The 20,155-nt window shown below is 73.6% G+C and carries 18 protein-coding genes; 11 read left to right on the forward strand and 7 right to left on the reverse strand.

Going from position 1 to position 20,155, the window contains the following annotated elements:
• Window positions 1–44: 44 nt before the first annotated feature.
• Complete coding sequence (locus AACH10_RS08580) at window positions 45–1,667, forward strand: methyl-accepting chemotaxis protein (RefSeq protein WP_341409977.1); 1,623 nt, start codon at window positions 45–47, stop codon at window positions 1,665–1,667.
• A 28-nt stretch (window positions 1,668–1,695) separates the two neighbouring features.
• On the opposite strand, the gene AACH10_RS08585 is transcribed toward AACH10_RS08580, so the two are convergent.
• Window positions 1,696–2,472, reverse strand: a complete 777-nt coding sequence (locus tag AACH10_RS08585; RefSeq protein WP_341409978.1) for a crotonase/enoyl-CoA hydratase family protein — start codon at window positions 2,470–2,472, stop codon at window positions 1,696–1,698.
• A 35-nt stretch (window positions 2,473–2,507) separates the two neighbouring features.
• Window positions 2,508–4,607 (reverse strand): sigma-54-dependent Fis family transcriptional regulator, encoded by a 2,100-nt coding sequence (locus tag AACH10_RS08590; protein WP_341409979.1) that lies wholly within the window; start codon window positions 4,605–4,607, stop codon window positions 2,508–2,510.
• 315 nt (window positions 4,608–4,922) lie between these two features.
• Between AACH10_RS08590 and exaC the strand changes: the two genes are divergently transcribed.
• Both exaC and AACH10_RS08600 read left to right on the forward strand, forming a co-directional pair.
• Complete coding sequence (gene exaC / locus AACH10_RS08595) at window positions 4,923–6,446, forward strand: acetaldehyde dehydrogenase ExaC (protein ID WP_341409980.1); 1,524 nt, start codon at window positions 4,923–4,925, stop codon at window positions 6,444–6,446.
• A gap of 72 nt (window positions 6,447–6,518) precedes the next feature.
• Window positions 6,519–6,917 (forward strand): DUF779 domain-containing protein, encoded by a 399-nt coding sequence (locus AACH10_RS08600; protein ID WP_341409981.1) that lies wholly within the window; start codon window positions 6,519–6,521, stop codon window positions 6,915–6,917.
• On the opposite strand, the gene AACH10_RS08605 is transcribed toward AACH10_RS08600, so the two are convergent.
• Window positions 6,883–7,662 carry a PEP-CTERM sorting domain-containing protein gene (locus AACH10_RS08605; protein WP_341409982.1) on the reverse strand — a complete coding sequence of 260 codons (780 nt, stop codon included), beginning with the start codon at window positions 7,660–7,662 and terminating at the stop codon, window positions 6,883–6,885. The two genes, AACH10_RS08600 and AACH10_RS08605, sit on opposite strands and share 35 nt — an antisense overlap.
• Window positions 7,663–8,007: 345 nt before the next feature.
• Between AACH10_RS08605 and fdxA the strand changes: the two genes are divergently transcribed.
• The 4 genes from fdxA to AACH10_RS08625 all read left to right on the forward strand — a co-directional run bounded on the left by fdxA (window position 8,008) and on the right by AACH10_RS08625 (window position 10,196).
• Entirely contained in the window at window positions 8,008–8,364 is a 357-nt protein-coding gene (fdxA, locus tag AACH10_RS08610) for a ferredoxin FdxA (protein ID WP_341409983.1), read from the forward strand.
• Window positions 8,365–8,440: 76 nt separating this feature from the next.
• Complete coding sequence (locus tag AACH10_RS08615) at window positions 8,441–9,052, forward strand: pyridoxamine 5'-phosphate oxidase family protein (RefSeq protein ID WP_341409984.1); 612 nt, start codon at window positions 8,441–8,443, stop codon at window positions 9,050–9,052.
• Between the two features lie 76 nt (window positions 9,053–9,128).
• The gene (locus AACH10_RS08620; RefSeq protein WP_341409985.1) at window positions 9,129–9,668 is read left to right on the forward strand and encodes a GNAT family N-acetyltransferase; all 540 of its coding nucleotides are present in this window, start codon (window positions 9,129–9,131) and stop codon (window positions 9,666–9,668) included.
• Between the two features lie 30 nt (window positions 9,669–9,698).
• Window positions 9,699–10,196, forward strand: coding sequence for a DinB family protein (locus AACH10_RS08625; RefSeq protein WP_341409986.1), 498 nt, complete (start codon window positions 9,699–9,701; stop codon window positions 10,194–10,196).
• Between the two features lie 4 nt (window positions 10,197–10,200).
• Here AACH10_RS08625 and phaZ7 read toward each other — a convergent pair whose 3' ends face one another.
• On the reverse strand, window positions 10,201–11,310 hold the full coding sequence (gene phaZ7, locus AACH10_RS08630) for an extracellular native short-chain-length polyhydroxyalkanoate depolymerase PhaZ7 (protein ID WP_341409987.1): 1,110 nt from the start codon (window positions 11,308–11,310) through the stop codon (window positions 10,201–10,203).
• 150 nt (window positions 11,311–11,460) lie between these two features.
• Between phaZ7 and AACH10_RS08635 the strand changes: the two genes are divergently transcribed.
• Entirely contained in the window at window positions 11,461–12,186 is a 726-nt protein-coding gene (locus tag AACH10_RS08635) for a riboflavin synthase subunit alpha (RefSeq protein ID WP_341409988.1), read from the forward strand.
• Complete coding sequence (locus AACH10_RS08640) at window positions 12,183–12,602, forward strand: hypothetical protein (RefSeq protein ID WP_341409989.1); 420 nt, start codon at window positions 12,183–12,185, stop codon at window positions 12,600–12,602. The genes AACH10_RS08635 and AACH10_RS08640 overlap by 4 nt, the downstream gene beginning before the upstream one ends.
• Window positions 12,603–12,640: 38 nt before the next feature.
• Here the strand turns inward: AACH10_RS08640 and AACH10_RS08645 are convergent, their stop codons facing one another.
• Together AACH10_RS08645 and AACH10_RS08650 are read right to left on the reverse strand one after the other, a co-directional pair.
• Window positions 12,641–13,831: an NAD(P)/FAD-dependent oxidoreductase gene (locus AACH10_RS08645; RefSeq protein ID WP_341409990.1), complete on the reverse strand. Its 1,191-nt coding sequence runs from the start codon at window positions 13,829–13,831 to the stop codon at window positions 12,641–12,643.
• A gap of 13 nt (window positions 13,832–13,844) precedes the next feature.
• A complete protein-coding gene (locus AACH10_RS08650; protein ID WP_341409991.1) occupies window positions 13,845–14,348 on the reverse strand; it encodes a cupin domain-containing protein in 504 nt (167 codons plus the stop codon).
• Window positions 14,349–14,469: 121 nt separating this feature from the next.
• Here AACH10_RS08650 and AACH10_RS08655 point away from each other — a divergent pair, with 121 nt between their 5' ends.
• Window positions 14,470–14,985, forward strand: coding sequence for a hypothetical protein (locus tag AACH10_RS08655; protein ID WP_341409992.1), 516 nt, complete (start codon window positions 14,470–14,472; stop codon window positions 14,983–14,985).
• Between the two features lie 52 nt (window positions 14,986–15,037).
• Here the strand turns inward: AACH10_RS08655 and AACH10_RS08660 are convergent, their stop codons facing one another.
• On the reverse strand, window positions 15,038–16,309 hold the full coding sequence (locus tag AACH10_RS08660; RefSeq protein WP_341409993.1) for a serine hydrolase domain-containing protein: 1,272 nt from the start codon (window positions 16,307–16,309) through the stop codon (window positions 15,038–15,040).
• Window positions 16,310–16,589: 280 nt separating this feature from the next.
• On the opposite strand from AACH10_RS08660, the gene AACH10_RS08665 reads away from it, so the two are divergent.
• Entirely contained in the window at window positions 16,590–20,138 is a 3,549-nt protein-coding gene (locus AACH10_RS08665; RefSeq protein ID WP_341409994.1) for an ATP-binding protein, read from the forward strand.
• Window positions 20,139–20,155 lie beyond the last annotated feature (17 nt).

Consider the following 20,155-nt stretch of genomic DNA (forward strand, 5'->3'; position numbering starts at 1 on the left):
CCGGGCATCGGCGATTAAGGTGGCCGGCTGGGAGAACCCGTCCGATGCCACGCCCATCCCTTCCCCTGAACAAGCCGAGCGGCGACCACGACCGCCGCGCCGACCCCTTGCTGCTGATGGCGCTGGCGGCCAACGCGGTGCTGGTGCTGGCCATGGCCGCGCTGGCCGACGCCGCGCGCCTGGGCCTGGGGGCCACCGGGGTGGCCACCGCAGCCGCGCTGGGCCTGCTGGGCGCGGCGCTGGGCCTGTGGTGCAGCCTGCGGCCGATCGACCAGCGCCTGGCCACGCTGGGCGTGGGCGCCGGCCTGCAGTTGCTGATGGTGGCCCAGCTGGCGCTGGCGGCCGACACCACGCCGGTGATGTTCAACCTGCTGATCAGTGTGAGCCTGCTGACCTGGCTGCGCAGCCCGCTGGTGGTGCTGCAGGCCGGCGCCGTGCTGCTGGCCGCGCCCTGGCTGCTGCAGTCGCTGCTGGGCCGGGCGATGGCGCCGGCCGGGGCCACCGGCTGGGGCCTGGCCGGCGCGTTGCTGGCGCAGACGCTGGCGATGGCCTGGCAGGCCAAGGTGCTGGCGCGCCGCGCCAGCGAGCGCTTCGACATCCAGTTCCTGGTGCGTGCGATGGGCGAGCGCGGTGCCATCCGCCTGGGCCTGGACGCGGTGCGGGCCGAATCGTCGCTGGGCGTGCGCCTGAAGGACGTGCAGCAGCGCATGGCCGCCGCGCTGCGCCAGGTGCAGGCCGCCGCGCTGGGCGTGCGCGCCGCGTCGATCGAACTGGGCCAGAGCGGTGACACGCTGCGCCAGCGCACCGAGAGCAGCGCCACCGGCCTGCGCGAGGCCGCGATGACGCTGGAGCAGATCAACCTGATCGTGCAGGGCAGCGCCCAGGCCGCGCAGGAGGCACGCACCGTGGCGCTGCAGGCCACCGAGCAGGCCAGCCAGGGCGGCGAGCTGTTCGCCCAGGTGACCCAGCGCATGCAGGACATCGACCAGGCCTCGCGCCGCATGGCCGAGGTGATCGGCGTGATCGACGGCATCGCCTTCCAGACCAACCTGCTGGCGCTGAATGCCGCGGTGGAGGCCGCGCGCGCCGGCGAATCGGGCCGCGGCTTCGCGGTGGTGGCCGGCGAGGTGCGCCAGCTGGCCACGCGCACGGCCAGCGCGGCCGGCGAGATCAAGCAGCTGATCGCCAGCTCGGGCCAGACGGTGCAGGCCGGTCACCAGCTGGTGGCGGCCGCCAACCAGGCCATGGCCGGCATCGTGGACTCGTCGCGCCGGGTGGCCGAGGTGTTCGCGCACCTGTCGGCCGACACCAATGAACATGCCGGCAGCATCGACGCCGTGACCGCCGCCGTGCGCGACCTGGACGAGACCACGCGCCAGAACGTGGTGGTGGCCGAGACCGCGCGCCGCGTGGCCGGCGCGCTGCTGGCGCAGGGCGAACAGCTCGACGAGGTGCTGGGCGCGTTCAAGCTCGGCGGCAGCATGGCGGCGCAGGCCGGTGGCGCGGCGCAGGCATCGCCCACACCGGCATCGGCGGCATCGCCGGCCATGCCGGCGGGAGCCACTTCCGCGCCGGTCCAGGCCCCCGCATCGGCCAGCGCGCCAGCGAAGGATCCCGCCAAGGCGCCGGCCGCCGCGGGCGCCGACGACAACGTCACCTTCTTCTGAACGGCGCGGCCGGCGCGGCGCCTGGCGTTCAGGCCGGGCGGCCGTGGCGTCCGGCCCCCGCGGCAAAGCGCGCCGCCCCGGCCACCCCCTCGGCCAGCACCATGCCGGCGCCGCCGGCCCCCTCCTGTGCCAGTGCGGCGGGCAGGTCCAGATCCCACTGCGTCAGGGCGCTGGCCCGGTCGGCACGCAGGCATTGCTGGGGAAAGCCGGCGATCTGCCGCGCCAGCGCCTGCGCCTCGGCCAGCGCATGGCCATCGGGCACCACGCGGTTGGCCAGGCCCATTGCCAGGGCCTCGGCAGCATCCACCGCGCGGCCGGTGAGGATCATGTCCAGCGCCCGGCCCTGGCCCACGATGCGCGGCAGCCGCACCGTGCCGCCGTCGATCAGCGGCACGCCCCAGCGCCGGCAGAACACGCCGAACACCGCACCCTGCGCGGCCACGCGCAGGTCGCACATCAGCGCCAGCTCCAGCCCGCCGGCCACCGCATGGCCCTCGATGGCGGCGATCACCGGTTTGCCGAAGGCCATGCGCGTGGGCCCCATCGGCCCGGGGCCGCTGCCGTCGGGCGTGACGCGGTTGCGCCGCGCCGGATCGGCCACTGCCTTCAGGTCGGCGCCGGCGCAGAACTGGCCGCCGCCGCCGGTGAGCACGGCCACGGCCAGCGCGTCGTCGGCCTCGAAGCGCTCGAAGGCCTGGCGCAGCAGCGCAGCCGTGGGGCCATCCACGGCATTGCGGCAGTCGGGCCGGTACAGGGTGAGGGTGGCCACCGGGCCATCGGTGCTGAAGGTGACGGGTTCGGTCATCCAACCATCTTCACCCGGCCGCCCGCCCGTGTGGCTCAGCGCAAACCCAGCTCCGACAGCTTGCGGTACAGCGTGTTGCGGCTGATGCCCAGGCGGCGTGCGGCCTCGCTCAGGTTGCCGGCGCATTCACCCACCACGCGGGCCACGGTGCGTTCGCTCTGCGCGCGCAGGTCGCTGGCGTGGGCCGGGTCGGCGTCGTCGGCCGCCGTGCTGTCGTCGGCCAGCCCGTGCGGTCGGGCGGCCAGCGCCCGCAGGTCTTCGGCCAGGTCATCGGGCAGGTGGGCCCAGCCCAGCTCGCCCTCGTCGTCGGCGGCCAGCGCGCAGGCGGTGCGCAGTGCATTGGCCAGCTGGCGCAGGTTGCCGGGCCAGCGGTAGGCGTCGAAGGCCTGCTGCAGATCGGGCGCCACCGCCAGCGTGCGGCCGGGGGCGATGTCGGCCAGCAGGCGCTGCACCAGCCGGTGCAGGTCGCTGCGCTGGCGCAGGGGCGGCAGGTGCAGCGTGAGGCCGTTCAGGCGGTAGTACAGGTCCTCGCGGAAGCGGCCGGCGTCCATCTCGGTGCGCAGCGTGCGGTGCGTGGCGCACACCAGCGCAAAGTCCACCGGCACGGCACGGCCGCCGCCCAGCGGCACCACGGCGCGCTCCTGCAGCACGCGCAGCAGCCGCGCCTGCATGGCCAGCGGCATGTCGCCGATCTCGTCGAGGAACAGCGTGCCGCCTTCGGCCTCGCGGATGCGGCCCGGCGCGCCGTCCTTGCGCGCGCCGGTGAAGGCGCCGCCCTGGTAGCCGAACAGCTCGGCCTCGATCAGCGACTCGGGCAGCGCGGCGCAGTTCACCGCCACGAAGGGGCCGTCACGCCGCGGGCCGCTGGCATGAGCCGCGCGGGCGAACACCTCCTTGCCCACGCCCGATTCGCCTTGCAGCAGCAGCGCGATGGGCTTGCCGATGACGCGGCGCACGCGCTGCACCGCGGCGGCCAGCGCGTCGTCGCCGGTGTCCAGGCTGGCCAGGGCGTCGGTTGGGTCCGCGGCCACAGCAGGGGTCGGGGCCGAGGTGGGCGGTGCGTGGGCGGGCGTGGCGTCGGCCCCAGGCCCGGTGCCCATGGCCGTGCGGCGCAGGCTCATTGCCGCGCCGCCCTCGGCGCGCACCCACAGCACGCCACCGCCGGCGGCGGTCAGGCGCGGCACGGCATGCGGGGCCAGGGCGCCCCGCGCATGGGCCAGGGCCCAGTCGAGCAGCGTGGCCACGTCCAGCGGCAGCCAGAAGGTGATGCGGTCGCGGCCGATGGCCTCGCGCGGCATGCCCAGCAGGTCGAGCGCGGCGCTGTTGGCACCGATCAGCAGGCCGTCGTCGCGCAGCGCCAGCAGGCCCTCGCCCAGCTGGCCCAGCCCGGCCGTCTGGGCATGCAGGCGCAGCCGCAGGCTGGCGGCATGCCAGGTGTCGAACAGGCGGTGCTCCACCATGCCGGCCGCCGCGCGCGCCAGCGCCAGCGTGTGCGGCAGCGTGTCGGGGTGGTAGGCGCGGTGGTCGCCCGAGATGTCGAACGCCCCCATCAGCTTGCCCGAGGGGTCGAGGATGGGCGCGGCCGCGCAGGTGAGGAAGCCGTTGCGCTCCAGGTAGTGCTCGCCGCCGTGCACCACCACCGGCGCCCCCTCGGCCAGCGCGGTGCCGATGGCGTTGGTGCCGCGGTGCTGCTCGGACCAGCTGGCGCCGGGGCGCAGGGCCACGCGCTGGGCCCGGTCGGCGAAGGTATCGGCCCCTTGCGCGCGCAGCACCATGCCCTGCGCATCGGCCAGGATGATCATGCTGCGCGTGCTGCGCACATGCGGGTCGAAGTAGTCCATCACCGGCTGGGCATGCGACAGCAGCTCGTACTGCCGCTGCATGGCGCGCGCCAGCTGCGCGGCCGATGCATGCGGCGCGCCCGGCGTGCGCCCGCGGGGCGCCAGCCCGGCCTGGCGGCTGCGCTGCCACGAGCGCGCCAGCGTGTCGCCCAGCAGCGGGGCCAGTGCCTCGGCGGGCGGTGCACCGTCTTCACACAGCTGGCGCGCGGCGCGCTGGCGGGCGGCCGGTGAGGCGCCGGCCGCGGGCGTGGCCGGGCTGGCCCCGGACTCGGCAGCAGGTGCGGACAAGGTCATGACAGGTGTCCTCAGGCTCAACAGACCGGCAAGCTATGCACGGCCGTTCATGGGGGTGAACCCGCGAGCAGCGCGGCTTCAGCGTGAATCGGTGGTGCGCCTGCGTCGTTGCGTGACAGGGTGACAGTCGATTTCGGGCGCATGAACACCCACAGCGCAGGAATCGGGCCAGCTTTCAGCGCCGATCGGCCCGATCCGCGCTCGACCTGGCGTGGCATGGCGGCTGCACACCGTGCCACCCGAGCCGGCGTGGCAAGCGCTTCACCGGCCCCACCGCGAAGAGTGCTTTGTTCCAACCCCTGTCAGGAGACAGCCATGACCGTGTACGCAGCCCCAGGCAACCCCGGCGCCAAGATCGCCTTCAAGGCCAGGTACGACAACTTCATCAACGGCCAGTTCGTGCCGCCGGTGGAAGGCCAGTACTTCGACGTCATCACCCCGATCAACGGCAAGGTGTACACGCAGGCCGCCCGCAGCAGCGCCGCCGACATCGAGCGCGCACTCGACGCCGCCCATGCCGCATCGGCCAAGTGGGGCGCCACGCCGCCGGCCGAGCGCGCCAACATCCTGCTGAAGATCGCCGACCGCCTGGAGCAGAACCTCGAGCTGCTGGCCTACGCCGAGAGCGTGGACAACGGCAAGCCGATGCGCGAGACGCTGAACGCCGACATCCCGCTGGCCGTGGACCACTTCCGTTACTTCGCCGGTTGCGTGCGGGCCCAGGAAGGCTCGATCAGCGAGATCGACCACCACACCATCGCCTACCACTTCCATGAGCCGCTGGGCGTCGTGGGCCAGATCATTCCCTGGAACTTCCCGATCCTGATGGCCGCGTGGAAGCTGGCCCCCGCGCTGGGCGCCGGCAACGTGGTGGTGCTCAAGCCCGCCGAAAGCACCCCGATCAGCCTGCTGGTGCTGACCGAACTGATCGCCGACCTGCTGCCCCCTGGCGTGCTGAACATCGTCAACGGCTTCGGCCGCGAGGCCGGCATGCCGCTGGCCAGCAGCAAGCGCATCGCCAAGATCGCCTTCACCGGCAGCACCGCCACCGGCAAGGTGATCGCCCAGGCCGCCGCCGGCAACCTGATCCCCGCCACGCTGGAGCTGGGCGGCAAGAGCCCCAACATCTTCTTCGAGGATGTGATGGCCCAGGACGATGCCTTCCTCGACAAGGCCATCGAAGGTCTGGTGCTGTTCGCGTTCAACCAGGGCGAGGTGTGCACCTGCCCGAGCCGCGCGCTGATCCAGGAATCGATCTACGACCGCTTCATCGAGCGCGCGCTCAAGCGCGTGGCCGCCATCAAGCAGGGCAACCCGCTGGACACCGACACCATGATCGGCGCCCAGGCCAGCGCGCTGCAGATGGACAAGATCATGAGCTACCTGGAACTGGGCAAGCAGGAAGGCGCGCAGGTGCTGGCCGGCGGCAGCCGTGCCGAACTGGGTGGCGACCTGGCCGGCGGCTACTACATCCAGCCCACGCTGTTCAAGGGCCACAACAACATGCGCGTGTTCCGCGAGGAGATCTTCGGCCCGGTGCTGGCCGTGACCACCTTCAAGGACGAGGCCGAAGCCCTGCAGATCGCCAACGACACCCCGTACGGCCTGGGCGCCGGCGTGTGGAGCCGTGACGGCAGCCGGGCCTACCGCCTGGGCCGCGGCATCCAGGCCGGCCGCGTGTGGACCAACTGCTACCACGCCTACCCGGCGCACGCCGCCTTCGGTGGCTACAAGGAATCGGGCATCGGCCGCGAGACCCACAAGGCCATGCTGGACCACTACCAGCAGACCAAGAACCTGCTGGTCAGCTACAGCCCCAACGCGCTGGGCTTCTTCTGATCAAGGCGCGTTCTCGCGCATCCCGACCAGGGGCGGCATGGGCCGCCCCTTTTTTGCATGGAACGTTCCGTCATGACCGAGCCCATCCCCCGCGTGCTGGCCACGCCGGCCGCGCTGGCCCTGATCGAGCGCCTGCGCCAGCAGCATGGCGAGATCCTGTTCTACCAGTCGCACGGCTGCTGCGCCGGCAGTGCGCCGATGTGCTTCACCGTGCAGGAGCTGGCGCTGAACCAGGACGACCGGCAACTGGGCGAGGTGGCCGGTGTGCCGGTGTATGCCAGCGCCGCACAGTGCGACTACCTGGCCGGGCTGCAGATGACGCTGGACGTGGCGCCGGGCGACAGCGGCAGCTTCGGGCTGGAGGACGGCAGCGGCCAGCACTTCACCGCGCGCTTTCGCCTGTGGGCGGACGACGAACTGCCGCGGCGGATGCCGATCACGCCCGCACGGCCAGCCCCCGGCGGCGGGTGAGCAGGCCCAGCCCGGCCACGCCGCCCAGCATCAGCGCCAGGCTGGCGGGTTCGGGCACGGGCGACGGTGCCGGCGCGAAGTGGCCCGAGGCCGAGGTGTAGGTCCAGCCCTGCGGCAGGGTCATGTGGAAGGCCATGGTGTGGCTGTAGTCGGCCACCGCGCCGCTGCGTGCCGACACCGACAGGCCGCCCATCAGGTACAGCGTGAGGTTCTGGCCGGGCTGCGCCATGAACGCGCCCTTGATCTCCGTGACGCCGCTGGGCAAGGTGACCGACTTCGGCTGGAACCAGGCATTGCCGTCGGTGCTGAACGAATAGAACGCGGTGGCCGTGGTGCCCTGGCCATAGGCCCAGGGGCCGCGCTTGCGCGTGCCGTCGATGGTGAAGTCGTACTCGAAGCGCTCGGCCTGGCCGTTGGCGGGCGCCACCAGCGTGATGCTGTCCCACACGGTGACGCTGGCGAAGGTCTGCCAGCTGCAGGTGTAGACCGTGCAGTACGCCGGCAGCTTCGGGTTCTCGCTGGTCCAGGCCAGCGCATGCAGCATGAAGCCGTCGGTCGACGCGCTGCCGAAGGCCGAGGTGTTGAAGTCGCTCGCGGTGTGCGTGGCCGAGGCCCAGGACTGGAACTCGCCGCCGACCTTCATGCCGCCGACGTCGAGGCTGGTGCCGAAGCTGGCGCCGCGCGTGACCGCGGCCTGGGCACCCGCGGCGGGCAGCAGCAGGGCGCAGGCCAGGGTGCAGGTCAACGCGCAGGACAGCACAGGGCGAGCCTGGGTGGAATGAGGCAGACGCGTGGGTGCGACGGGCGGGCGAGGGGCAGACTTCATGGTGACGGTGGGGTTGGGATGCAGGATGCGGGTTTCGGGGCGGGGCGGGGCGGGGCGGGGCGCCTGCGGCCAGGAGGCCCGGTGCCGGCGCGGTGGGACCCGTGGTTCGGGACGCCGCCAGTGTTCTGCGTCCGCCCGGCGCGCGCATCGCCCGTTGGAGCCATCGGCGCGGCCCAGGCCATGGCTCCTCCCGCCGTGGCCGGCCTCGGGCGGTGTCGCGTACGATCGGCGTCGGCCTGCGGGCTGCCGTTGCCACCGTTCACCATGCCCTTCATCGTCACCGAGCCCTGCATCCGCTGCCAGTACACCGATTGCGTCGACGTCTGTCCGATGGACTGCTTCGTCGAAGGCCCCAACTTCCTGGTGATCGATCCCGACGGCTGCATTGACTGCTCGGTGTGCGTGGGCGAGTGCCCGGTGCAGGCCATCGTCAACGCCCGCGAGGCCGATGCGGCGCAGGCCCCGTTCATCGCGCTGAACGCGCAGCTGGCCCGGCAGCCCGGCTGGCGGCCGATCACCCGCAGCAAGGCGCCGCCACCCGACCATGCCGACTGGGTGGGCGTGGCCGGCAAGCGCGCGCTGCTGCAGGTGACGGCCGACCCGGATCCGGCTGCTTGCTGAACACGAGGCCCTGCCGCCACCACCACGACCACCACCACGACCACCACCACCCAGCCCCGCCCCTGCGACGACCGCCATGACCCACCTCACCGATCCCCGCGCGCTGGATGCGCTGTTCGGCGCGCCGGCCGAAACCTCGCTGCGCAAGGAGGCCGCGCACCTGCACCCGGTCTACCGCGACTGGATCGCGCGTTCGCCGTTCGCGGTGCTGGCCACCAGCGGCCCGGCGGGGCTGGACACCTCGCCGCGCGGCGACCCGGCGCCGCTGGTGCGCATGCCCGATGCGCACACGCTGCTGCTGCCCGAGCGCCGCGGCAATAACCGCGTGGACAGCCTGCGCAACATCCTGGCCGACCCGCGCGTGTCGCTGATCTTCTTCGTGCCCGGCATCAGCGAGACGGTGCGCGTCAATGGCCTGGCACGCCTGAACATCGACCCGGCGCTGCTGGACTCGTTCGCGCTGCAGGGCCAGGCCCCCAAGTGCGTCATCGAGGTGGCGGTGCAGGCCGTGTTCTTCCAGTGCGCCAAGGCGCTGGTGCGCTCGCGGCTGTGGGCCGCGGGCCAGCCGGCCGAGCGCCCGCCGGTGCCCACGGCCGGGCAGATGCTGGGCGCGCTGACGCAGGGTGACATCGACGGCGCGGCCTACGACCAGGCCCTGCCGGCGCGGCAGGCCGGCACGCTGTACTGACCCGCGCTTCGTCTGCACCCCCAGGTGTGCGCACCATGAATCCCGTCGATACCGTGGCCGTGCGGCGGCCGGTGTGGTGAAGACCTTGCGCGCCGCATTCGGCACGCTGGAGCCCTTGCTGGCCAGCCATGCCGCCGAGATGTTCGCGGTGCTCAGCGATCCGGCGATCTACGAGTTCGAGAACGCGCCGCCGGCCAGTGTGGACGCGTTGCATGCGCGCTATGTGCGGCAGCAGCGGCGCGGCCCGGATGACGGCAGCGAGGTCTGGCTGAACTGGGTGATCCGCCTGAGCGCTGGCGCCGATGCCGGCCGCCTGGCCGGCTACGTGCAGGCCACCGTGCTGCCCGACGGCCACGCGCTGGTGGCCTATGAGCTGCACAGCCGGCACTGGCGCCAGGGCATCGGCAGCGCGGCCGTGCGGGCCATGCTGGCCGAGCTGGCGCAAAGCCACGGCGTGCAGCGCTTCGTGGCGGTGCTGAAGCGCCGCAACCACCGCTCGGCGGGGCTGTTGCACAAGCTGGGCTTCGAGCCGGCCGATGCCGCGCTCGACAAGCGCTTTCGTGACGCCGCCGATGAACGGGTGATGACGCGCCTGGCAGCGGGCCACCTGGGTTAAAACCTCGTCCTGCACCGCCAAGGAGAGCGCATGAGCCTGCTGATCCCCCTCTTCGCCCAGAAGGCCTGGGCCAACAACGAGCTGTTCAACGCGCTGGCCGATGTGCCGTTGGAGCCGCACGGCGCGGCACTGCACACGGCCATCCGCACGCTCAACCACATCCACGTGGTGGACTGCATCTTCCGCGCCCACCTGTCGGGCGAGCCGCACGCCTACACCGCCACCAACACCGAGGCCACGCCCGAGCTGGCGCAGCTGCACTTCGCGCAGGGCGAGGTGGACGCCTGGTTCCAGCAGTACGTGGCCCGCGTCACGCCCGAGCAGCTGGCCGAGCGCATCGACTTCCGCTTCACCGATGGCGACGCCGGCCGCATGAGCCGCGAGGAGATGCTGGCCCATGTGATCACCCACGGCGCCTACCACCGCGGCAATGTGGGCCAGGTGCTGAAGTCGATCTCGGTGGCACCGCCGCGCGATCTGCTGACCAAGTTCCTGCACGTCAGCGAGCCGGCACGGCGCCGGGGCTGACGCGTCAATAGGTCGCCACCGGCCCGGTGGTGTACTCGCTGGCACAGCCGGTGCCGGTGCAGGTGGTCAGCAGCATGCGCTGGATGATGGCGCCGGCGTTGTTCTTGGCGCGGAAGTGGCCCACGCCGTTGCTGCTGTCGCCGCCGCCGCGGTTGTAGGGCATGCCGTCGGCCCAGTTGTAGTCGGCTTGCGTGGCATTGCTGCCGGCGCCGATGTTCAGCTGCGACTTCACGTTGCTGGTGGTGACGAAGCGCGCCGTCTGGTCGCAGCCGGCCCAGAAGCTGGCCGTGGCGCAGGCCACCTGGTCCTTGAAGCCGGCGGCCAGTGTGTAGAACGCGATGGCCGAGTGGCCGCCCGGCATGTTGCGCAGCGAGTTGCTGCTGCCGGTGCCGGTCCAGCTGTTGGTGATCCACGCGCCGTAGTACCAGCCCTCGGGGAAGAAGCCGAACAGTGTGCTGTCCCACACATTCTGCGAGCCGCAGGTGGGCGCGTAGCTGTTGGCGTAGCCGGTGTAGTAGCAGCTGTACAGGCCGCGGATGCCGCCGGCGATGTTGACGAAGCGCCGCACGCTGGCCCAGCTGTTGTTGTATTGCAGCGTGGCCAGCGCCATCGACACGCCCATCGAGTGCGCGACGATGTCCACTTGGGCTTTGCCGGTGTAGGCCTTCACGCGGTCGATGAAGTACTGCAGCGTGGCGTAACGGCTGCTCGAATGGTAGTTGTACTGCGGCGCGGCCTGCTCGCTGGCGCTGAGGTAGGTCACGCCGAACAGTTCGCAGTCGTTGTAGCCGCGCGCCTTCAGCTCGGCATACACCGAGCGCGCCGGTGTGACGTAGCCGGTGACGTTGCCCGGCGGCGCGTCGAAGCTGATGGCGCTGTCGGCATTGCCGTGAACGAAAACCACCGGTGTCTTGGTCGCCGTGCAGCTGCCGCCGCCGAAGCCGCCGTGGCCGACGCCGGGGTTGAAGCCGCCCGCGTACTGCGTGGCCGTGCCCTGGCAGATGCGGCCGTCGCTGGGCCCGCAGGTCAGCGCCTGGGCCGCACCGGCCAGCAGCAGACCCGCCGCGGCGGCGCTGTGTCGCCAGGCCCGCGTCCATGTTCCGATCGATGCCATCGTGTCCTCCCGCGTGTCGTCGCCGCGGCGCGGCGCCCGCCGGGCATTGCACCAGCGGCGCGGCATGCTGGGCATTGGCGTTGTCCCTGGCGCGGGCTGGTAAGCTGGGCTGATCGTTTTCACCGCTCCGCGTCCCGCGCTTTCACCGACATGTTCACCGGCATCGTCCAGGCCGTCGCCACCGTCTCGCAGCTCGTTGATCGCCCCGGCCTGCGCTCGTTCACGCTGCAGTTCCCGCCCGGCTTCACGCAGGATCTGGCCATCGGCGCCAGCGTGGCCACCGACGGCACCTGCCTCACCGTCACCGAGGTGCTGCCGGGCGACGCCGCCCGCTTCGATGTGATGCAGCAGAGCCTGGCCCTCACCACGCTGGGCCGCCTGGTGGAGGGCAGCCGCGTCAATGTGGAGCGCGCCGCCAAGGAGGGCGCCGAGGTGGGCGGCCATGTGCTCAGCGGCCATGTCGACTGCCTGGGCCAGGTGTTGCAGATCCGCCGTCCCGAGAACAACCATGTGCTGCGCATCGGCGTGCCCGAGAGCCACCGCCGCTACGTGTTCGCCAAGGGCTACATCGCCGTCAACGGCGCCAGCCTCACCATGGCCGAGGTCAACCGCACCGAGGGCTGGTTCGAGGTCTGGCTGATCCCCGAGACGCTGCGCATGACCACCTTCGGCGAGAAGGCCGAGGGCGCGGCGCTGAACCTGGAGATCGACCGCGCCACCCAGGTGGTGGTGGACACCGTGCGCGAGGCGCTGGATGAACGCCTGGGCCCGTTGCTGCCCGCGTTGCAGAGCTTGCTGGCCCAGCAGGGCCTGAGCCTGGACGATCTGGGTGCGGCCGTGAGGCTGCCGGCCTCGGGCGGGAGCGCTCGCGCATGAACGCCGGCTTCAACCGCGCGGTGGTGCTGCTGGCCTGCAGCGCGATGCTCACGGTCACCACGGCCTGCACCACCGTCACCCGCCACAGCCCGCCTGCGGCCGGCCTGCAGCAGCTGCCGCTGGCGCCCAGCGACACGGTGACGGTGCTGCTGAAGTCGGGCGAGCAACGCGCGATCACGGTCACGCAACTGGCGCCCGACCGCCTGCTGGGGGTGGACGAAGGCAGCCGCCAGCCGGTGGAACTTGCCGCGGCCGACATCGCCAGCGTCGATCTGAAACGCGTGGACGGCGTGCGCACCGGCCTGCTGGTGCTGGCCGTGGTGCTGGTGGCCGCGCTGGCGGCCACGGCCTCGGCGGCCAAGTCGCTGGCCGATGGCATCGGCAAGGCGGGCTCGGCGGCGGCTGGCGGGCTGTGAGCGCGGGGCGCTGACGCTCCGCGAGTTCACCCGCCGGCTCAGATGATCGCCTGCTCCACGAAGCGCCGTCCGCTGCGCAGGCGCTCGGCCCCCAGTTCGGCCAGGTCGATCGACGTGTAGCGCCCGTCCAGCAACCACTCGGCCACGCCGCGCCCGGCCGCCGGTGCATGCTGCAGGCCGTGGCCCGAGAAGCCGCAGGCCAGCAGCAGGTTGGGGCAATCGGGGTGCGGGCCGATCAGCGCGTTGTGGTCGGCCGGGTGCACCTCGTAGTAGCCGTCCCAGGCGCGCTGCACGCGCAGCGCCTCGAAGGTCGGCACGCGGGCTGCCAGCGCCGGCCACACATGGGCCTCGAACTGTTCCATCGCCGGCTGGTCCAGCGGCAGGTCGTCGGGATCGGCATCGCCCTCGGCCGGTGACCAGCCGGCGATGAAGCCGGCGCCCTCGCTGCGCCACCACACGCCTGACGGATCCACCACCAGCGGCGTGGGCCCCGGGATGGCTGTGGGGCAGCGCAGCACGAACACCGTGCGCTTGCGCGCGTGCACCGGCACATCCAGGCCCAGCGCCCGGCCCACCGCGCCCGACCAGGCGCCGGCGGCCAGCACCACGGCATCGGCGGCCAGGCGCGTGCCGTCGGCCAGTTGCAGCGCACGCAGTCGGGCACCGTCGCGCCGGGCACCCACCACGCGGCCGCGCAGCCACTGCGCGCCCAGCGCGCGTGCCGTGGCGGCCAGCGCGCGGGCGAAGGCCTCGCCATCGAACCAGCCTTCGCCGTCCAGGCCCACGCAGGCGGCCTGCAGGTCGGCCGTGTGCAGCCAGGGCCAGCGCGCGGCCACCTCGGTGGGCGTCAGCGCCTGCACCTGGGCGCCGGCGGCGCGCTGCACGGCCTGGTTGTCGGCCAGCACCCGGGCGCCCGCGGCGCTGGTGGCCAGGAACAGGTAGCCCGAGCGCACCAGGCCCAGATCGGGCGCCTGCGCGCGGGTGCCGTCGTCGATGGCCAGCCACTCGGCCGGCCGGCTCAACAGCTCGAAGCCGAAGCGCGACATCGCCACGTTGACCGCATTGCTGAACTGCTGGCGCACCGATGCGGCCGAGCGCGCCGACGAGGCCAGCGTCAGGCCCGGATCGGGCTCCACCACCTGTACCTGCACGGCCGCGCCGCCCTGGCGCTTGAGGAACAGCGCGGTGGCCGCGCCCACCGCGCCGCCGCCGATCACCACCACCTTCATCGCGGCTGCCGCGTCAGCACAGCGCAGCCAGCGCCGGATGGTGCTCGGCCAGCCAGGCGCGCAGCGGCTCGTCGGGCGCCATCATCGTGAAGTCGGCGAAGTCGAAGCCCGGCGCCACCATGCAGGCCACCAGCGTGTACTCGCCCTCGCTCTGCGCGGCCTGCCACACGCCGGCCGGCACGGTGGCCTGCGGCGCGGTGTGCTCGGTCACCGGCGCCAGCAGCGTGCCGCTCACGCGCGGTGGCTGGCTGGCGTCGCGGTCGTCCAGCTGATGCAGCACCAGCGGGGCGCCCTCCAGGTGGCACCACACCTCGTCGGAGCGCACGCGGTGCCAGCGGCTGCTGCCGCGGTCAGCCAGCACGAAGTAGATCGAGGTCAGCGCGGCACGCGGCGGGCGGCCGTCGCACGGGTCCACGGTGGCGGTGGCGCGGTGCACCTCGGCGAAGAAGCCGCCTTCGGGATGCGGGGCGAGCGCCAGGCGCTCGATCAGTTGCTGGGCACGGGCAGACAGGGGCATGGCGGGCAAGGGCGGTGGGGCGGGCCATTGTGGCCCGCCGCGCGGTGGCGAGGCATCGTCCTGCACGATGGCGCGGACTTGTCGGCGGCCAAGGTCTTTGCGGCGTTGTACCCTCATGCCCATGAAACCGAAGCAGGGACTGCAGCGCCGGACGCCGGCCGCCGGCTGGCGCATGCTGCCGGTCCTGGCGCTGGTGCTGGCCATGCCGGTGGCGGCGGCCGATGGCGACGCCGCCGACCAGGCCTTCTACCGCCGGGCCGCCAGCTGCGCCGCGGTGATGAAGCCCGAGGTGGTGCGCCTGGCCGACCGCTGGCGCGCCGGCGAGCGCGGCGTGCGCGGCGACATCCAGCGCCTGACCGAGCTGAGCTTCACCTTCGTGGGCGTGGCCTACAAGCGCGGGCTGCGTGGCGAGGCGGCCGACCGCCTGCTGGCCGAGGCCGAACGCGCGCAGGCCGCTCAGCCGGCCGCGGCGCTGCGGCAGCTGTCGGCCGAGTGCCAGGCCGAGGCGCGACAGCTGCTGGACCGCTCGAACGTGATCGAACGCATGCTGGTGCGCAACCGCGCCAAGGCGCGTGTGGAGCACCTGCTGGACGACACGCCGGCCGCGCCCGCGGGCACGCAGCGCGCGGGCGCCTAGGCGGTCAGGCGCACGGGCGACCAGCCGGACGCCTGGCGCCGGCGGTCAGCCCTCAACCGCCTTCCGCCAGCCGCAAGCCCAGGGCCTGCCAGGCCCGCAGCGCCGTGGGGTCGCAGGCCAGGCTGGCCGGCAGCGGGTGCGAGGCATAGCGCGCCACCACCATCTCGGCCTTCGGGTCGATGTACAGCGCCTGGCCGTGCACGCCGCGGGCCATCCAGGCGCCATGCGGGTTGTGGCTCACCCACCACATGGCGCGGTAGCTCCAGCCGCGCATGCCGGTGATGCGCGCACGGGCAAAGGTCTCCGGGCAGCCGCCGGCGCGCAGCCGCGCCACCACGGCGGCGGGCACCAGCTGGCGGCCGTCGGCCCAGCCGTCGCAGCGCAGCATCTCGCCCAGGCGGGCCAGGTCGCGCAGCGTGGTGTTCAGGCCGCCGCCGGCAAAGGGCGTGCCTTCGCTGTCCACCGTGAAGTAGGCCGTGTGCTCGGCGCCCAGCCGGCCCCACAGGCGCTCGGCCAGGTGGGTGGCCAGGTCCTGCCCGGTCACGCGCTGCAGCGCCAGGGCCAGCGCGTCGCTGTTCACCGTGCGGTAGCAGAACGTCTGACCATGCGGCCCGGCAGCGCCCACCGTGCGCAGGAACTCGGCGATGCTGCGCGGGCCGGTGTCGCCCGGCGGGTGCGGCAGCACGCCGCAGGCGCGGGCATGGCGCCAGATGTGGGCCTGCGGGTCGGCGTAGTCCTCGCTGAAGTCCAGCGCGGTGGCCATGTCCAGCACCTGGCCCACGGTGGCGCCGGCAAAGCCGGTGCCGGCCAGCTCGGGCAGGTAATGCGTCAAGGGGGCGTGCTCGCGCAGCGCGCCCTCGTCGATCAGCATTGCGGCCAGCAGGCCCAGCACGCTCTTGGTGACCGACATTGCCGTGTGCCGCTGTGCCGGCCCCAGCGCGCCGTGGTAGCGCTCGTGCACGATGCGGCCGCGGTGCAGCACCAGCACGCCGTCGGTGTAGGCCTCGGCCATGGCCTGGTCCCAGGCGATCGGGCGCCGGCTGGCCGCGGGCAGGAAGGCCAGGCGGCCGATGTCGTCGCGCTCGGCGCGCGGCAGATCCCACACCGGCACCGGGCCGCGGGCCACCTCGGCCACCGGCATCAGGTGGTCCAGGTGGCAGAAGCTCCAGCGCAGCTGCGGGAAGCGGTAGGCGCTGCCGTCGTCCAGCCGGATGCGGCGGTGCGGCGGCGGCGGCGAGCCCTGCATCCAGCCCAGCGCCACCGGGCAGCTGGCCTGGGCGTCGGCAAAGGCCGGGGCGGACTGCAGGGTGGCGGGGGCGTTCATCGGCGGTGGCGGTCGGCATCGGCGCTGCGGCGGGGCGGCAGCGCATGGCGGGGGTGGTGCGCGGCTGCCGTGGCACCGCGCCCCGGCACCCGGCGCGCGGGTTCTGTCCTGTCTTGTCGGCCGCCGGGGGCGGGAATTGAGGGGCGCGGCAGCGGCGGCCCGTGGCGATGCTGTAATCCGTGCTGTCGATGACGGGTCGGCGGGGTGCCATCGCGCACCGTGCCGGCGGGCTGTCCGCCGTCGGCGCATGGCCCCCTTGCGTGAGGACACCCTGCCAGGCATGCCGCCGTCCGAAGCCGCCGCGCCGCCCATTCCCAGCCCGCCGGGCGCGGGCGATGGCCTGCCGCCGTCCGGCCGGCGGCGCTTCAGCCGCTGGCTGTGGGCCGGCTGGGCGGCGGTGCTGGCCGCGGCGGCGCTGGCCATCCAGATCGACCATGAGCACCGCGTGGCCGAGCGTGCCGCCCAGCTGGAGGCCGTGGCCGACCAGCGCGCTGCCCAGGTGGCGGGCTGGGTGACCGAGCGCGTGGCCCGGGCCCGCTATGCCCGCAACAGCGCCGAATGGGCCACGCTGTACCTGCGCTGGCAACAGTCCGGCGATGTCGACGCCCGGCTGCAGCTGCTCGACCGCATCGTCGAACTGCGCCGCGCCTGGGGCGACGTGGCCGCGCTGGTGCTCGATGCCCAGGGCGCCACCGCGATGCGCGAAGGCGGCGAGGCCGCCGTCAACGACGTGGCCGAGGCCCTGCGGGAGGTGGCGCGCCAGGCCATGGCCAGCGGCGAGGTGCGTCTGGGCGGTCTGCTGGCACCGGCCGACGGCGCCGCCACGCTGTGGCTGGACGTGGTGGCGCCGCTGGTGGCCACCGGCCTGCCCGCGCCGGCCGCCGTGGTGCTGCGCACCGACACCGAAGAGTTGATGCAGGCGGTGCGCGCACCGTGGCCCGGCGGCGGTGCCGGCACCTCCAGCCTGCTGCTGCGGCGCGAGGGCGATCAGGTGCAGCTGTCCGGCCAGGCCCGGCCGCTGGCCGTGTCGGCGCCCGGCCCGCTGATCGGCCAGGTGCTGCGCGGCGAGCTGCCGTTCAGCCGCGCCGCCGCGGGCCAGGATCTGGCCGGCCGGCCGGTGCTGGGCGTGGTGCGGCCGGTGCCGGGCACCGACTGGTACCTGATGGTGCAACTGGAGCAGCAGGTGCTGCAGGCCCAATCCCTGCGCAGCGCCAGCGGCATCCTGGCGCTGGCCGTGCTGGCCGTGCTGGGCCTGACCGTCGGCAGTGCGCGGCTGCAGGACCGGCGCGCGCTGGCCGAGGCGCGCATCCGCCAGGCCGAGCAGGCCGAGCGCCTGCGCGCGCTGGCGCTGCTGCAGGCCATTGCCGACAGCTCGGGCGATGCGGTCAGCGCCAAGGACCTGGATGGCCGCTACCTGCTGTGCAACCCCGAGGCGGCGCGCCTGCTGGGCCGCACGCCGGCCGAGGTGCTGGGCCGCGACGACGCCGCGCTGCGCGAACCGCCGGCCGCCGCCGAGGCCCGCGCCCAGGACGCCGCACTGCTGGCCGAGGCGGCACGCGGTGCTGACGCCGGCCAGCCCCGCTGCGACGAGCAGCGCCTGCAGGGCCCCGACGGGCCGCGCACGCTGCTGGCCACGCGCGGGGCGCTGCGCGACGCCGACGGCCGCCTGATCGGCAGCTTCTGCGTGGCACGCGACATCACCGAGCGCGAGCGCGATGCGGCGGCGCTGCGGCAGAGCGAGGGCACGCAGCGTGCGCTGCTGACGGCCATGACCGACGGCATGTTCGTCGCGCAGGACGACTGCTTCGCCTTTGCCAACCCGGCCCTGCACGCCATGCTGGGCTGGGCCGACGCCACGCTGCCGGGCCAGCCCTTCGAGGCCGTGGTGGCACCCGACGACCTGCCGGCCTGGCGCGACCGCTTCGCCCAGCGCGTGGGCGACGGGCCCGAGCCGCCGCCGCGCCACCAGGTGCGGCTGCTGCGGCGCGGCCTGGTGGCCCCGCTGTGGGTGGAGCTGCATGCCACGCGCTTCCTGCACCTGGGCCGCCCGGCCGTGCTGGGCCTGGTGCGCGACGTCACGCAGCAGCGCCAGGTGGCCGATGAGCTGGCGGCCCACCGCGACCGGCTGGAGGACCTGGTGGCCGCGCGCACCGCGGCGCTGCAGCAGGCCAACGACGAGCTGCGCCGCACCCGCGACGAGGCCGAGGCCGCCAACCGCGCCAAGAGCGTGTTCCTGGCCAACATGAGCCACGAGATCCGCACGCCGCTGAACGCCATCACCGGGCTCACCCACCTGCTGCGCCGCGAGACCCGCGATCCCGCGGCGCTGGCGCGCCTGGCCAAGGTGGCCGATTCGGCCCAGCACCTGCTGCAGGTGATCAGTGACGTGCTGGACCTGTCGAAGATCGAGGCCGACCGGCTCGAGCTGGACCAGACCGGCTTCTCGCTGGCCGCGGTGCTGGCGCACTGCGAGTCGCTGGTGGGCGAACGTGCCCGCGCCAAGGGCCTGGCGCTGCACCTGCATGCCGACGGCGTGCCCGATGCGCTGCACGGCGACCCGACGCGCCTGACCCAGGCGCTGCTGAACCTGCTGAGCAATGCGGTGAAGTTCACCGAGGCCGGCGAGGTGGCGCTGGGCGTCACGCTGCAGGCCGAGGACGGCGCGCGGCTGCTGCTGCGCTTTGCCGTGCGCGACACCGGCATCGGCATCGCGCCGGACAAGCTCGGCCAGGTGTTCGAACCCTTCGTGCAGGCCGATGCCTCGACCACGCGGCGCTACGGTGGCACTGGCCTGGGCCTGGCCATCACCCGGCGTCTGGCCGGGCTGATGGGCGGCGAGATGGGCGTGCACAGTCAGCCCGGCGTGGGCAGCGAGTTCTGGTTCACCGCCTGGCTGGTGCGCGGCACGGCCGACGCGCGGCCGCTGGCCGGGCCCGATGCCGAGGTCACGCAGGCCGAGGACCTGCTGCGCCGCCGCCATGCCGGGGCCCGTGTGCTGGTGGCCGAGGACAACGCGGTGAACCAGGAAGTGGTGGGCGAGCTGTTGCGCAGTGCCGGCCTGCAGGTCAGCCTGGCCGATGACGGTCAGGCCGCGCTGGACCTGGCGGCGCGCGAACACTTCGACCTGGTGCTGATGGACATGCAGATGCCGCGCCTGGACGGACTGGACGCCGCGCGTGGCCTGCGCGCGCTGCCGGCCATGGCCAGCGTGCCCATCCTGGCGATGACGGCCAATGCCTTTGCCGAGGACCGCGAGGCCTGCCTGGCCGCGGGCATGGACGGCCATGTGCCCAAGCCGCTGAACCCCGGCGCGTTGTACGCGGCCCTGCTGCACTGGCTGGCCCCGCGCGAGCCCGCGCAGGCGCCGCTCCCGGCCGCCCCGGTGCAGCCACCGCCGTCCGGGCCGGTGGCCGGGCCGAAACCCGGGGCGACACCCGGGCCGGTGGCCGCCGCGCCGCCAGCGTGCTTGCAGGCCCCGGCCGGCCTGCAGGCCGACGCGGTGGTGGCCCAGCTGGGCGGGCGCGTGGACCTGTACCGCCGGGTGCTGGGCCAGTTCGTCCGCACCTATGGCGACGGCGCCGCCAGCCTGGGCCAGGCGCTGCGCAGCGGCGATGCCGCTCAGCGCCTGGAGGCGGCCGAGGGCCTGCGCAGCGCGGCCACGGCCATTGGCGCACCGGCGCTGGCCGCCCTGGCCGAACAGCTGGCGCGCGAGCTGCGCGAGCGCGCCCAGCGCCCGGCCGCCATGCCGGGCCAGCCCGATGCGCTGGCGCCGCTGGAGGCTGCACTCGACGCGCTGCTGGCCGCGCTACGCCAGTGGCTGGGCGACTAGGTGCCCGTGGCTGGGCG

The organism is Pseudaquabacterium inlustre (assembly GCF_038066595.1).
Taxonomy (GTDB): domain Bacteria; phylum Pseudomonadota; class Gammaproteobacteria; order Burkholderiales; family Burkholderiaceae_C; genus Pseudaquabacterium; species Pseudaquabacterium inlustre.

Bases quoted from the DNA above. Each gene is read 5' to 3' on its own strand.
- AACH10_RS08585 (WP_341409978.1), bottom strand. From the start codon at position 2,472: ATGACCGAACCCGTCACCTTCAGCACCGATGGCCCGGTGGCCACCCTC.
- AACH10_RS08665 (WP_341409994.1), top strand. From the start codon at position 16,590: ATGCCGCCGTCCGAAGCCGCCGCGCCGCCCATTCCCAGCCCGCCGGGC.
- exaC (WP_341409980.1), top strand. From the start codon at position 4,923: ATGACCGTGTACGCAGCCCCAGGCAACCCCGGCGCCAAGATCGCCTTC.
- AACH10_RS08590 (WP_341409979.1), bottom strand. From the start codon at position 4,607: ATGACCTTGTCCGCACCTGCTGCCGAGTCCGGGGCCAGCCCGGCCACG.
- AACH10_RS08600 (WP_341409981.1), top strand. From the start codon at position 6,519: ATGACCGAGCCCATCCCCCGCGTGCTGGCCACGCCGGCCGCGCTGGCC.
- fdxA (WP_341409983.1), top strand. From the start codon at position 8,008: ATGCCCTTCATCGTCACCGAGCCCTGCATCCGCTGCCAGTACACCGAT.
- AACH10_RS08615 (WP_341409984.1), top strand. From the start codon at position 8,441: ATGACCCACCTCACCGATCCCCGCGCGCTGGATGCGCTGTTCGGCGCG.
- AACH10_RS08660 (WP_341409993.1), bottom strand. From the start codon at position 16,309: ATGAACGCCCCCGCCACCCTGCAGTCCGCCCCGGCCTTTGCCGACGCC.
- AACH10_RS08640 (WP_341409989.1), top strand. From the start codon at position 12,183: ATGAACGCCGGCTTCAACCGCGCGGTGGTGCTGCTGGCCTGCAGCGCG.
- phaZ7 (WP_341409987.1), bottom strand. From the start codon at position 11,310: ATGGCATCGATCGGAACATGGACGCGGGCCTGGCGACACAGCGCCGCC.
- AACH10_RS08645 (WP_341409990.1), bottom strand. From the start codon at position 13,831: ATGAAGGTGGTGGTGATCGGCGGCGGCGCGGTGGGCGCGGCCACCGCG.
- AACH10_RS08635 (WP_341409988.1), top strand. From the start codon at position 11,461: ATGTTCACCGGCATCGTCCAGGCCGTCGCCACCGTCTCGCAGCTCGTT.
- AACH10_RS08580 (WP_341409977.1), top strand. From the start codon at position 45: ATGCCACGCCCATCCCTTCCCCTGAACAAGCCGAGCGGCGACCACGAC.
- AACH10_RS08625 (WP_341409986.1), top strand. From the start codon at position 9,699: ATGAGCCTGCTGATCCCCCTCTTCGCCCAGAAGGCCTGGGCCAACAAC.
- AACH10_RS08655 (WP_341409992.1), top strand. From the start codon at position 14,470: ATGAAACCGAAGCAGGGACTGCAGCGCCGGACGCCGGCCGCCGGCTGG.
- AACH10_RS08650 (WP_341409991.1), bottom strand. From the start codon at position 14,348: ATGCCCCTGTCTGCCCGTGCCCAGCAACTGATCGAGCGCCTGGCGCTC.